The 13,545-nt window shown below is 36.7% G+C and carries 13 protein-coding genes; 11 read left to right on the top strand and 2 right to left on the bottom strand.

Annotated elements, in window-relative coordinates; all coding sequences use genetic code 11:
* Nucleotides 1-215 precede the first annotated feature (215 nt).
* Complete coding sequence (locus DPQ31_RS01875; RefSeq protein WP_000942485.1) at nucleotides 216-698, bottom strand: MarR family winged helix-turn-helix transcriptional regulator; 483 nt, start codon at nucleotides 696-698, stop codon at nucleotides 216-218.
* A 230-nt stretch (nucleotides 699-928) separates the two neighbouring features.
* Between DPQ31_RS01875 and DPQ31_RS01870 the strand changes: the two genes are divergently transcribed.
* From DPQ31_RS01870 to DPQ31_RS01820, 11 genes are all read left to right on the top strand, one after another.
* Nucleotides 929-1,165 carry a YiaA/YiaB family inner membrane protein gene (locus DPQ31_RS01870; RefSeq protein WP_001254393.1) on the top strand — a complete coding sequence of 79 codons (237 nt, stop codon included), beginning with the start codon at nucleotides 929-931 and terminating at the stop codon, nucleotides 1,163-1,165.
* Nucleotides 1,166-1,306: 141 nt separating this feature from the next.
* Nucleotides 1,307-1,597: an Asp-tRNA(Asn)/Glu-tRNA(Gln) amidotransferase subunit GatC gene (gene gatC, locus DPQ31_RS01865; protein ID WP_000086999.1), complete on the top strand. Its 291-nt coding sequence runs from the start codon at nucleotides 1,307-1,309 to the stop codon at nucleotides 1,595-1,597.
* 15 nt (nucleotides 1,598-1,612) lie between these two features.
* Nucleotides 1,613-3,070, top strand: coding sequence for an Asp-tRNA(Asn)/Glu-tRNA(Gln) amidotransferase subunit GatA (gatA, locus tag DPQ31_RS01860; protein ID WP_000051450.1), 1,458 nt, complete (start codon nucleotides 1,613-1,615; stop codon nucleotides 3,068-3,070).
* A gap of 14 nt (nucleotides 3,071-3,084) precedes the next feature.
* Nucleotides 3,085-4,512, top strand: a complete 1,428-nt coding sequence (gene gatB, locus DPQ31_RS01855; RefSeq protein WP_001047675.1) for an Asp-tRNA(Asn)/Glu-tRNA(Gln) amidotransferase subunit GatB — start codon at nucleotides 3,085-3,087, stop codon at nucleotides 4,510-4,512.
* Nucleotides 4,513-5,018: 506 nt separating this feature from the next.
* Complete coding sequence (locus tag DPQ31_RS01850; protein WP_000977668.1) at nucleotides 5,019-5,924, top strand: diacylglycerol kinase; 906 nt, start codon at nucleotides 5,019-5,021, stop codon at nucleotides 5,922-5,924.
* A gap of 131 nt (nucleotides 5,925-6,055) precedes the next feature.
* Nucleotides 6,056-6,811, top strand: a complete 756-nt coding sequence (locus tag DPQ31_RS01845) for an HAD family hydrolase (RefSeq protein ID WP_000416652.1) — start codon at nucleotides 6,056-6,058, stop codon at nucleotides 6,809-6,811.
* A gap of 145 nt (nucleotides 6,812-6,956) precedes the next feature.
* Nucleotides 6,957-8,321, top strand: coding sequence for a 4-aminobutyrate--2-oxoglutarate transaminase (gabT, locus tag DPQ31_RS01840; RefSeq protein ID WP_001093029.1), 1,365 nt, complete (start codon nucleotides 6,957-6,959; stop codon nucleotides 8,319-8,321).
* A gap of 115 nt (nucleotides 8,322-8,436) precedes the next feature.
* On the top strand, nucleotides 8,437-9,804 hold the full coding sequence (locus DPQ31_RS01835; protein WP_000225132.1) for a sigma-54 interaction domain-containing protein: 1,368 nt from the start codon (nucleotides 8,437-8,439) through the stop codon (nucleotides 9,802-9,804).
* Entirely contained in the window at nucleotides 9,797-11,248 is a 1,452-nt protein-coding gene (gene gabD / locus DPQ31_RS01830) for an NADP-dependent succinate-semialdehyde dehydrogenase (protein WP_097959760.1), read from the top strand. Before DPQ31_RS01835 ends, gabD begins: the two co-directional genes overlap by 8 nt.
* A 47-nt stretch (nucleotides 11,249-11,295) precedes the next feature.
* Nucleotides 11,296-11,619, top strand: coding sequence for a DMT family transporter (locus DPQ31_RS01825; protein ID WP_000641001.1), 324 nt, complete (start codon nucleotides 11,296-11,298; stop codon nucleotides 11,617-11,619).
* Between the two features lie 132 nt (nucleotides 11,620-11,751).
* On the top strand, nucleotides 11,752-12,243 hold the full coding sequence (locus DPQ31_RS01820) for a DUF4352 domain-containing protein (RefSeq protein ID WP_208731494.1): 492 nt from the start codon (nucleotides 11,752-11,754) through the stop codon (nucleotides 12,241-12,243).
* Nucleotides 12,244-12,287: 44 nt separating this feature from the next.
* Here DPQ31_RS01820 and DPQ31_RS01815 read toward each other — a convergent pair whose 3' ends face one another.
* Nucleotides 12,288-13,517, bottom strand: coding sequence for an aminopeptidase (locus DPQ31_RS01815; RefSeq protein ID WP_000007350.1), 1,230 nt, complete (start codon nucleotides 13,515-13,517; stop codon nucleotides 12,288-12,290).
* Between the last annotated feature and the right edge of the window lie 28 nt (nucleotides 13,518-13,545).

Here is a 13,545-nt window from a genome sequence, read left to right as displayed (position 1 = left end):
ATTTCGGTTATCGAATATTATGAACATCGAAGTATTTAATTGAATAAAAACCCAGTTAGGGCTTTATCCCGCATTAACGGGCAGTAAGACTTCCGTCCAAAAATTCGGCTGGAGCAAAGAAATTAGGTGGGAGGTCAACTGCCCGTAAATGCCCGATTGGTTCAACTAATAATCAGTGAGGGATGAGAAAACCCCTCACTGATTAAAGTTTCACTTTATTCAATCGGAATGTTTTTCATTCTAGGTGTAGAAACCTTTTCTTCTGTTTTTTGCTGTGTCGTAGCAATGTGATTCATAATCTTTTGGAAGATTTGTAGTAAGAATGCTTTTTCTTCTTCTGACAATGCTTCTGTCACTAAGCTAAAGTAATGGGCTGCATTTTGTTTTACTTCTTGAACGAGCATTACGCCGTTTTCTGTTAAACGAATTAATACAATACGTCGATCGTTTTCATCACGGTACCGTTCAATATACCCCTTTTTTACAAGGCGATTTACAACACCTGTCGTTGTACTCATCGGTATATCAAGAAGGTCAGCAATTTTTGTCATTGTAATATCTGTATTTCGCTCCATCCAAAGTAAACAAAATACTTCTGTCTTTGAAAGTGTTAAATCAAGGCTTACCCATTCTTCAGGATAGAAAAGTTTCTTGGCGTTATCTAGCAGTAAGTCTAAAAAATGTTCATATTGCAACAATTAATTCCACTCCCGTATATTTCGAAGTTCGTAATATTTATTTTTATTTTATGCAGAATAGAAATAAATGTCAATAATTTTAATTGATTTTTCAGATTAGAAAGAAAACAATCTTTAAAATGGCATTTTTTTATGATAGATTAATAAATAGAAAAATAATTTTACATAAAAATCCATAACGGTAAATATATTTATCTATAATGGATGTGCATCTAACAAGGGGGATAATGATGAGAAGAAGAAATACGCAAGCGTTCACGTTTTTAGCATGGACTTCATTTGTTTGTGCGCTTTCAGGGATGCTAATTGGGATTTACACGTTAGATGAAACGCTTAGTGTAAAAGGGTACTATTTAATTGGAACGTTATTTTTAACGATGTCTTGTTTTGTATTACAAAAAACAATTCGTGATAATGAAGAAGATAACGAGAGATTTCCAAAAAATAAACCGTTAGATAAAGAGTAAATTGTAAAGAAAGGCGTTTGCCTTTCTTTTTTTATGTAAAAATGCCGTAAGTGCCATGTGTTGACTTGCTTGAAGTACTGAAAATTTGGTATCATCAATAGTATTGTAGATTGAACGATATATTATGGAGGTGGCCTAGCCGTGTCAAGAATTTCCGTTGAGAATGTAAAGCACGTAGCACATTTAGCACGTCTTGCAATTACTGATCAAGAAGCAGAAAAATTTCAAAAACAACTAGATGCAATTGTTACATTTGCAGAACAGTTAAATGAATTAGATACAACAGATGTAAAACCAACAACTCATGTATTAACTATGAAAAATGTTATGCGTGAAGATGTGCCAGAAAAAGGTTTACCAGTAGAAGAAGTATTAAAAAATGCACCGGATCACAAAGATAATCAAATCCGTGTTCCAGCAGTATTAGAATAGAGGAGGGGAATTTCGATGTCATTATTTGATCATTCTGTATCAGAGTTACATAAGAAGTTAAACAACAAAGAAATTTCCGTTACGGATTTAGTAGAAGAATCTTACAAACGTATTGCGGATGTTGAAGATAACGTAAAAGCTTTTCTTACATTAGATGAAGAAAATGCACGCGCGAAAGCGAAAGAATTAGATGCTAAGATCGGCGCTGAAGATAATGGTTTGTTATTCGGTATGCCAATCGGTGTAAAAGATAACATTGTAACTAACGGTCTTCGTACTACTTGTGCGAGCAAAATGTTAGCAAACTTTGATCCAATTTACGATGCGACAGTTGTGCAAAAGTTAAAAGCTGCTGACACAGTTACAATCGGTAAATTAAATATGGACGAGTTCGCAATGGGTTCTTCAAATGAAAACTCAGGTTTCTACGCTACAAAAAATCCATGGAACTTAGATTACGTTCCAGGCGGATCTAGTGGTGGTTCTGCAGCAGCTGTAGCAGCAGGAGAAGTATTATTCTCTCTAGGTTCTGATACGGGTGGTTCTATTCGTCAGCCAGCTGCATATTGCGGTGTTGTAGGTTTAAAACCAACTTACGGACGCGTATCTCGTTACGGATTAGTAGCATTCGCATCTTCACTTGACCAAATCGGACCGATTACACGTACAGTAGAAGACAATGCATACTTATTACAAGCTATTTCAGGTATTGACCGCATGGATGCAACTTCTGCAAATGTTGAAGTTGGAAACTACTTAGCTGGTTTAACAGGCGATGTTAAAGGTTTACGCATTGCTGTACCGAAAGAATACTTAGGCGAAGGTGTTGGCGAAGAAGCTCGTGAGTCAGTACTAGCTGCTTTAAAAGTATTAGAAGGTATGGGCGCAACTTGGGAGGAAGTATCTCTTCCACACTCTAAATACGCTCTAGCAACGTATTACTTATTATCTTCTTCTGAAGCATCTGCTAACCTTTCACGCTTTGATGGCGTACGTTACGGTGTTCGTTCTGATAATGTAAATAACTTATTAGATCTTTACAAAAACACACGTAGCGAAGGTTTCGGTGACGAAGTAAAACGCCGTATTATGCTTGGTACATTTGCACTTAGCTCTGGTTACTATGATGCATATTACAAAAAAGCACAACAAGTACGTACATTAATTAAAAACGACTTTGAAAATGTATTTGCTAACTACGATGTTATTATTGGACCAACAACGCCAACTCCAGCATTTAAAGTGGGCGAAAAAGTGGATGATCCAATGACAATGTATGCAAACGACATTTTAACAATCCCAGTAAACTTAGCAGGTGTTCCAGCGATTTCTGTTCCATGTGGATTCGGTGCTAATAGTATGCCACTTGGATTACAAATCATTGGTAAACACTTCGATGAAGCGACAATTTACCGCGTTGCACATGCGTTTGAGCAAGCAACAGACTATCATACAAAAAAAGCAAGTCTGTAAGGAGGCGAGCATAGATGAATTTAGAAACAATTATTGGTTTAGAGGTTCACGTTGAGTTAAAAACAAATTCGAAAATTTTCTCTGCGAGTCCAACAGAATTCGGAGCAGAGCCAAATACACAAACGAGTGTAATTGACTTAGGATACCCAGGGGTACTTCCAACTTTAAATAAAGAAGCAGTTAACTTTGCAATGAAAGCTGCAATGGCATTAAACTGTGAAATCGCAACGGAAACGAAGTTCGACCGTAAAAACTATTTCTATCCAGATAATCCGAAAGCTTACCAAATCTCTCAGTTTGATAAGCCAATTGGAGAAAATGGTTGGATTGAAATCGAAGTAGATGGCAAAAAGAAACGTATCGGTATTACACGTCTTCATTTAGAAGAAGATGCTGGTAAATCAACGCATACAGCTGACGGGTCATTAGTAGACTATAACCGTCAAGGTATGCCTTTAATCGAAATCGTGTCTGAGCCAGATATGCGTACGCCAGAAGAAGCATACGCATACTTAGAGAAGTTGAAATCAATCATTCAATACACTGGCGTATCTGATTGTAAGATGGAAGAAGGTTCTCTACGTTGTGATGCGAATATTTCCCTTCGTCCAGTTGGACAAGAGAAATTCGGTACAAAAGCAGAACTGAAAAACTTAAACTCATTCACTTACGTACAAAAAGGTCTTGAGCACGAACAAGTGCGTCAAGAAAAAGAATTGTTATCTGGTGGTATCATCCAACAAGAAACACGTCGTTATGATGAAGCAACGAAGAAAACAATCTTAATGCGTATAAAAGAAGGATCTGACGATTACCGTTACTTCCCAGAGCCAGATTTAGTTGAACTTTATATCGATGATGCGTGGAAAGAAGAAGTGCGTGCTTCTATTCCAGAACTTCCAGATGCACGTAAAGCTCGCTACGTTGCTGAAATTGGATTACCAGCTTATGATGCACACGTATTAACATTAACGAAAGAGATGTCTGATTTCTTTGAAGCAACAATTGCAGATGGAGCAGATGCGAAATTAACATCAAACTGGTTAATGGGTGAAGTACTTGCATACTTAAACAAACAACAAAAAGAATTAAAAGATGTTGCATTAACGCCTGCTGGTTTATCTAAAATGGTTCAATTAATTGAAAAAGGTACAATTTCTTCTAAAATCGCGAAGAAAGTATTTAACGAGTTAATTGAAAAAGGTGGAGATCCAGAAGAAATCGTTAAAGCGAAAGGTCTTGTTCAAATTTCTGACGAAGGTACACTTCGTAAAGTCGTAACAGAAATCCTTGATAATAATGAACAATCTATTGAAGACTTCAAAAACGGTAAAGACCGTGCAATTGGCTTCTTAGTTGGTCAAATTATGAAAGCGACAAAAGGACAAGCAAACCCACCGCTTGTTAACAAAATCTTACTTGAAGAGATTAATAAGCGATAAAATAAGAGAGAGATTCTTATTTTTGAACGCTAAAATAGTATAGATTCTTAAAGATTAAACAGAAAAACACCCTTATTTGGGTGTTTTTTCTGAGTTAATCAAACGTTTGTTTAAATGGTGAAAAATAATTTAAATAAACGTTTGATTAACTGTCAAAAGTGAAAAAATGTTTGTATAGCAACTATGGTATGATAGTTGCAAAAAGGTGGGAATAATGATAAATCTAGACATAGAGGTTTTTTTTCATCTCATGAAATAATAGATAATTATTATTCGTTATATTTAAATTTTTATGGAAGAATGGATAGACATAAAGTGAAACTTTAATCAGTAGTGGGGGTGTTCATCCCCCGTTGATTATTAGCCTTCACCAATCGGGTTCTTACTGCCTGTTTGAGCGGGATAAAAGAAGGATAGGAAGATGAGAGGAGGTAGGCATAGGGATACTGAATAAGAATTCGGTGTATTCTTTTTTTCAATGAATAAGGAATTTCCTGTGCTAATAAATGATGAAACGAGCAAGGATTATTTATAACCCTACTTCTGGGCGTGAGCTATTTAAGAAGAGCTTACCAGAAGTATTACAAAAATTAGAACAAGCTGGATATGAAGCGTCTTGTCATGCGACAACTGGTCCTGGAGATGCAACTGTAGCGGCGAGACAAGCTGCGGATCGTAAGTTTGATGTTGTTATCGCCGCTGGTGGTGACGGTACGTTAAACGAAGTGGTAAATGGTTTAGTAGGACATGAGCATCGTCCGAAGTTTGGAATTATTCCAGTTGGAACGACAAATGACTTCGCACGTGCGATCGGTGTACCTCGCGCTATAGAAGAGGCAGCCGATATTATTTGTGAAGGGAAAACAGTTCCTTTAGATCTTGGTAGAGCGAATGATACATATTTCATTAATATTGCTGGTGGCGGCCGTATTACAGAATTAACATATGAAGTACCAAGCAAGCTAAAGACAGTATTAGGCCAACTTGCTTACTATTTAAAAGGAATAGAAATGTTACCATCATTACATCCAACATATGTTGAAATCGAGTATGATGGGAAGTTATTACAAGAAGAAATTACGATGTTTTTAATTACAAATACTCGTTCAGTTGGTGGATTTGAAAAAGTAGCACCGTATGCATCGATTAACGATGGATTATTTGACTTATTAGTGCTGAAAAAAGGTTCTATCGCTGATTTAATTAAAGCAGCAACACAAGCGCAACGTGGGGAACATATTAACAATCCGAAAGTACTATACACACAAGCGAATCGAATTAAAGTGCATTCACCAGATAAACTAATGATTAATTTAGATGGTGAGTACGGTGGGGATGCACCGATGGAATTCGAAAACATATATCATTGTCTGGAATTATTTGTTCCTGAACATCAAGAGGATGCCCTGTAAGGGCATCTTTTTTTATTAGAATTGTAAATTGGAAGTTAGTTTGATTTTTATGGTATTTTTACAATTCGTTTATTTTATATCCATATTTTATTGATACACTTAAGAGGATAAGAAATGAGAGGTAGGGTGCTATGGAGAAGGTAAAAGCAATACTATTTGATAAAGATGGGACATTAATGGATTTTCACTCAATTTGGATAAAAGTAGCGGAAGAGCTTGTAGCGGAATGTATAAATTTATATCAATTACCAGAGTCAATGCAGCAAGCTTTATTAAAAGAGATTGGTGTGGATGGGGTATTTGTTCATCCAAGTAGCGCACTAGCGGCTGGAACAAGCCTCGATGTAGCAAAGGGGCTTTGTAAGTATATTAAGTCATCTAAGGAAGAGGAGATGCATGAATGGGTAAGTGAAAAATTATTTTCGCTTATGTACGAGCATCGTTCCTATATGAAAATGACGGCAGATCTACCAAGAATTTTACAAAGTTTAAAAGATAAAGGATTTATTTTAGGTGTTGTTACAGCTGATGATTTTGCGCCGACAGAATTATTTTTAAAACAATATCAATTAGAATCCTTTTTTGATTATATTGTAGCTTCTGATACGTTTCCGGCACAGAAACCTGATAAAAGAATTATAGAATCCTTTTGTGAAAGGTTTCATTTAGAGGCATGTGAGGTGGCAGTCGTTGGAGATACGCCAACCGATCTATATTTAGCTAAAAACGGTGGTGATTGTTATGCTATTGGAGTACTATCTGGTACGGGAGACCGTAAAACTTTAGAACCACTTGCGGACTTAGTCGTAGAATCTGTTGGTGAGTTTATTTCTCATTCAGGTGAGTTTATTTGGGAACAAGGAAAGTCTAGTATGCAAGGGAAATAAGTCTATAAAGACTCTTGGTGAGTCTTTATAGACTTATTTTTTATGCCTGGATACAAAGAGTATAGGATGAATACTAGAACGGAAAGTTGGCATGTATTTTGCAATAAAAAGAGAAAACAATGTAAAGAAAAGGATGGGGTACGCAATGAACACAAAAAAATTTGCTAAAGTAAATGAACAAATTCCAGGACCAAAAGCAGCAACTTTATTAGAGCGCCGCCAAAATATAGTACCAAAAGGAGTAAGTAATGGCATATCAACGTTTGTACAATCTGCAAATGGAGCTCTTGTAACAGATGTTGATGGTAATCAGTATATTGATTTTGCTGGGGCAATAGGGACAATTAATGTAGGGCATTGTCATCCGGCTGTTAAAGAAGCACTTCATAAACAAGTAGATCAATACATTCATACGGGATTTAATGTCATGATGTATGAGCCATACATTGAATTAGCGGAAAAGCTTGCTGCATTAGCGCCAGGAAGTTTTGATAAACAAGTACTATTTTTAAACAGTGGTGCTGAAGCCGTAGAGAATGCAGTGAAAATCGCCCGTAAATATACGAAAAGATCAGGTATTATTGCGTTTTCTAAAGGTTTCCACGGGCGTACATTGATGACAATGACGATGACAAGTAAAGTAAAGCCATATAAATTTGGATTCGGTCCATTTGCTCCAGAAGTATATAAAGCGCCATTCCCATATGAATACCGTCGTCCAGAGGGGTTAACGGAAGAGCAGTACGATGATTTTATCATTGAAGAGTTTAAGAACTTCTTTATATCAGAAGTAGCACCAGAAACAATTGCAGCTGTTGTTATGGAGCCGGTTCAAGGGGAAGGCGGATTTATCGTCCCAAGTAAGAAATTTGTTCAAGAAGTACGCAATATTTGTTCAGAACATGGCATCTTATTTGTAGCGGATGAAATTCAAACTGGATTTAGCCGTACAGGAAAATACTTTGCAATTGATCATTATGATGTCGTTCCAGATTTAATTACAGTGTCTAAGTCATTAGGAGCTGGTGTACCGATAAGCGGTGTTATTGGACGTAAAGAAATTATGAATGAGTCTGCACCTGGAGAGCTCGGTGGAACGTATGCAGGAAGTCCATTAGGATGTGCGGCTGCATTAGCGGTTCTGGATGTAATAGAAAAAGAAACATTAAATGATAGAGCGATAGAATTAGGAAAAGTCGTAATGGACCGATTCCAAGAGATGAAAAATAAATATAATTGCATCGGTGATGTGCGCGGATTAGGGGCAATGTGTGCATTTGAGATCGTTCAAGATCGTAAGACGAAAGTGCCTGACAAAACATTAACAGCTAATTTGTGTGCGGAAGCAAATAAACGAGGATTACTTTTATTATCTGCGGGGACATATGGAAATGTTGTCCGTGTATTAATGCCATTGGTTATTACAGATGAGCAACTTGAGGAAGGTTTAACGATTATTGAAGAATCATTACAAGCTTGTTATGAGCAAGCAAATATCGCCCGTGTATAAAAACTGAATGATAAATCGCAAACATTCTAGCTGACTCTATATAAAATGCAGAAAATTCACTTTATAATAAAGGTAGTGAAGTGAATCGATGGATCTGAAGTTAGGGGTGGCTAGGATGGTTGCAGAAAAGGAACGAGTGTTAATGGATTTAAAAGATGTATTTGAATATGCGTTTGACGAAATTTTTGTTACAGATGAGCAGGGAATCGTTGTACGTGTAAATAGTACATGCGAAAGGCACTATCAACTAGCTGCTGAAGAGTTAGTAGGTAAACATGTAAAGGAACTACAAAAGGATGGGATCTTTTATCCATCCGCAACATTAGAAGTAATTGAAAAAAAGAGACCGATTGAACTCGTTCAAACGACGAAATCGGGAGAGTATTTACATGTTCGGACGAGGCCAGTTTTTGATGATGAGGGAAATTTAAGAAGAGTGATTAGTTATTCTCGAGATCTTACTGAACTCTATCAATTACGACAAAAGGTAGAGGAAATGGATAATCAGTTAAAAACATACAAAAAAGAATTAAGAGAAACATATGAACATGAAGGACTTATTTTTAAAAGCATTGCTATGCAAAAAATAATAGAAACGATTAAAAAAGTATCTGTGGTAGATAGTACTGTTCTCGTTTTAGGTGAGACAGGCGTGGGAAAAAGCCGCTTAGTACGTCATCTACATGAAGTAAGTCGCCGGAAGAATGAAAGTTTCTATGAAATTAATTGTGCGGCTTTGCCAACAAATTTAATTGAATCGGAGCTTTTTGGATATTCAGGTGGGTCTTTTACAGGTGCAAATCGTGAAGGGAAAAAGGGATTATTAGAGTCAGCACATAAAGGGACTCTTTTTTTAGATGAAATTGGTGAAATGCCGCTTGAAATTCAAGCGAAGCTTCTGCAAGTATTGCAAGAAAAAACATTTCGTCCTATAGGCGGAAGAGAATTAAAAAAGGTGGACGTTCGAATTGTAGCGGCAACAAATAGAGATTTAAGTGAGATGGTGAAACGAGGAACATTTCGGAAAGATTTATATTATCGTCTGAATGTCATTCCGATTTCAATTCCACCACTTCGGGAAAGAACAGAAGACATTTTACCACTCGTTTATCATTATTTACAGCACTTTAATAAAAAGTACGGACGTGATGTAAAGTTAGCACCTAGTACGTTACAAATGTTTGTTGGATACCCGTGGGAAGGAAACAATAGAGAAATAGAGAATGTAATTGAAAGAATTGTTATTACTGCTGACGATATCGTTACGATAGAGGATTTACCAATAGCAATGCAGGAATCAACAGTTGAACAGTCAGGTCAAAGTCTCTATAAAATGTTGGAAGAAGTGGAACGAAATATTATTTTAAAAGCGTATAAAACATGTGGATCAAGCTATAAAGTAGCAGAGTTTCTAAAAATAAGTCAATCTGCTGCTACTAGGAAGATTAAGAAGTTCATAGAGGAGGAAGAAAACATTGGATAAAAAAGCGACGTTTGTAAATGTAGAGAAAAAAGCGATGTATATAAATGGTGAGTGGATTACACTGCAAGAGCAAATTGAAGTAAACAATCCAGCAACGAAAGAAATATTTGCAACTGTACCAAAGGGCGGGATAACAGAGGCAAAGCAAGCTGTTGATGCGGCGCATGAGGCTTTTAAAACATGGTCAAAATTAACAGCCGCGGATCGTGCAACGAAATTAAAAAAGTGGTTCACACTTATTGATGAAAATAAAGAAGAAATCGCAGCGATTATGACGAAGGAGCAAGGAAAGCCGTTTGCAGAAGCGCTTGGTGAAGTGAATTATGCAAATAGCTTTGTTGAATGGTATGCAGAAGAAGGGAAGCGCGTATACGGTGAAATGATTCCTGCTTCTCATCCGAACAAACGTATTTTAGTTATGAAGCAACCAGTTGGGGTTATGGCAGCTATTACACCGTGGAACTTCCCAGCGGCTATGATTACGAGAAAGGTAGCTCCAGCGCTTGCAGCAGGTTGTACAGCAGTTGTAAAGCCTGCAAGTCAAACACCGTTAACTGCATTGAAATTAGCTGAATTAGCACACGAAGCGGACATTCCAAAAGGTGTAATAAACATTGTAACAGGTAGTGCAAAAGCGATTGCTGATACGTGGATGGAAGATGAGCGCGTTCGAAAAGTGTCCTTTACAGGATCAACGGAAATTGGGAAAGAGCTAATGGCTAGCGCTGCGCAAACGATGAAAAAAGTTTCATTAGAATTAGGTGGTCACGCTCCATTTATCGTAATGAATGATGCAGATTTAGATAAAGCGGTAGAAGCCGTTATTGGTTCGAAATTCCGTAACGCAGGACAAACGTGTATATGTACAAACCGAGTATTCGTTCAAGAAGAAGTATACGAAGGATTTGTAGAGAAGTTCCAAAAGGCAGTAGGGCAACTTAAAGTCGGAGACGGATTCGGTGCGGGAACTACTGTAGGACCACTTATTGATGAGAGTGCAGTTTCAAAAGTACAAGAACATATTGAAGATGCAGTTCAAAAAGGTGGAGAACTCTTATATGGAGGCCAACAGGTTACAGAGCTAGATGGACATTTCATTCAGCCGACTGTAATTGGATTGGCAAATGATACAATGCTTTGTATGACTGAAGAAACATTTGGACCAGTTGCACCAGTTGCGAAATTTAAAACAGTTGAAGAAGTAATTGAACGTGCAAACAATACACCATACGGTTTAGCTGCGTATATTTTTACGAAGGATATTAGCCAAGCGTTCCAAATTAGTGAAGCGCTAGAGTACGGTATTATCGGTTTAAATGATGGTCTTCCGTCAGTTGCACAAGCACCGTTCGGTGGATTTAAAGAAAGTGGTATCGGGCGTGAAGGCGGTCATTTCGGCATCGAGGAATATTTAGAAATCAAATACATTTCATTAGGATTATAAGTAATACACTAGAATCTCTATAAGGTAACAGAGAAGGAGATTCCAGTATGATATATTGGCTATTATTACTTGTTACAATTATTTTTGAAGTAGCTGGAACGATTGCGATGAAATTATCGAATGGCTTAACAAAGCTTGTTCCAAGTGTACTTATTTTCGTTTGTTATGGTATTTGTTTCAGTATCTTTGCTATCGTCGTTAAAAAGATTCATTTAAGTATTGCTTATGCCATTTGGTCTGGCGTTGGAACGTTACTTATTACAATCATTAGTGTGTACTTTTTTAAAGAGCATATTAGTTTATTTCAAGCATTTTGTATTCTCTTTATTGTTTTGGGTGTCATTGGTCTTAAGGTTTCATCGGCATCATGAAAGCTATCTTTTGTAGAAGATAGCTTTTTTCTATTTGTGCAGTTAGCAATTAATACGACAAAATATGACAAGAAAGAGTAAAGCGTTTTGTTATGATACATATGAAATATTGTCTTATGTGGAGGAAAGAGTATGTTAAAAAAGGTGAGTCAAATTGTTTTAATTTTTGGCATAGCTTTTAGTTTAAGTGCTTGCACTGAGACTAAAGATAGTAATGAAAGTAAACAAGAAGATGTTCAAGATAAAGTGTATAAAATAGGGGAGACAGTAGACGTAGATGGTTTGCAAGTAACTATCGATTCAGTTAAATTAGGATATCCGGATTATGATGAGGATAAAAAGAAAGAAGAGATTTTGGGGATTATTTTCAAAGTGGAAAATAATGGTAAAAAGGAAATACCTTTTGCATTTTATGAATTTGAGATTACCGATAAGAAAGGTACAAGATTTAAAGAATATAATAACCCTGATAGCTTTATTAGTAAAAAATTAGCACCAGATGAAAAAATTCAAGATATCATGCTATTTGACGTAGCGAAAGAAAATACGTATATCGCTACGTATAGACCGGAGTTTACGCGTGAAAATAGAACGATAAAATTTGAATTGAAACCAAATAAATAAAAAACACATTGGATTATCCAATGTGTTTCTTTATGGTAATTAATTTAAAACGCCCAGTTACCTTTACGGAAGATAGGCTCATGTCTGCCATCAGCTGTAATACCGTCAATATCAAGCTCAGCTGATCCAATCATGAAGTCGTTGTGTGTGATACTAGCGTTTGCTCCGTTTTCAGCAAGTTCTTCTTTAGACATTGTTTTTCCGCCAACTAAGTTAAATGCATAAGCATTTCCGATTGCAAGGTGGCAAGATGCATTTTCGTCAAATAGTGTATTGTAGAATAAAACATTTGTGTTTGAAATTGGTGAGTCATGAGGTACTAAAGCTACTTCTCCTAAGAAGTGAGAACCTTCATCTGTTTCTACTAAATGTTTTAAAGCTTCTTCACCAGCTTCAGCTTTATAGTCTACAATACGTCCGTTTTCAAATGTTAACGTGAAATTATCGATAATATTACCTGCAAATACTAACGGTTTTGTACTAGAAACTTGGCCGTTTACACCTGTTTTAAGTGGCATTGTAAATACTTCTTCAGTTGGAATATTAGCCATAAATGGTACGTTCTTTTCATTTAAGCTACCAGCACCAGCCCATACATGTTTTTCTGGAAGTTCGATTGTTAAATCTGTTCCAGGACCTGTATAGTGAAGAGCTTTATAATGCTTTTCGTTTAAGTAATCCACTTTTGTATGTAATGTTTCATCATGTTCTTTCCATGCTTCTACAGGATTTTCTAAATCAGCACGAGTAGCTTTGAAAATAGCATCCCATAACTTTGCTTCTTGTTCATCTGGCGCTACGTCAGGGAATACTTTCGCAGCCCATTCTTTCGTAGGAACAGAAATTACACACCAACTTACTTTATCGGCTTGTACGTAATCACGGTATACTTTCATCGCTTCACCAGCTACTTTATGAGCTGTTGCGATACGTGTTGCTTCTACACCTTTTAATAAATCAGGGTTTTCTGCATAGATAGACATAAATGCAGCGCCTTCTTTTGCTAATTCTTCACGAGCATGTGCTTTCCAAGAAGGGAATTCAGCGAATGCTTCTTCAGGAGCTAGATCGAACTTTAAGCGTGTTAACGTCTCATCATTCCAATCAACATATACGTGTTTTGCACCAGATTTATATGCTTTTTCTGTAACGAGGCGTACGAATTGTACAGCTTCAAGAGGTGCGCTAATTGATAAAGTTTGTCCGGGTTGAATATTAACACCAACATTAACTGCAAGGGCAGCATACTTCTCTAACGTTTGTTCAAATGACATATGTATAATCTCCTTTAGTTTGAAAGAT

This window comes from Bacillus sp. COPE52, assembly GCF_003355115.1.
Lineage (GTDB): Bacteria > Bacillota > Bacilli > Bacillales > Bacillaceae_G > Bacillus_A > Bacillus_A toyonensis.
Note: the sequence above shows the minus strand (reverse complement) of the source record. Positions and strands in the feature narration are given on the sequence as shown.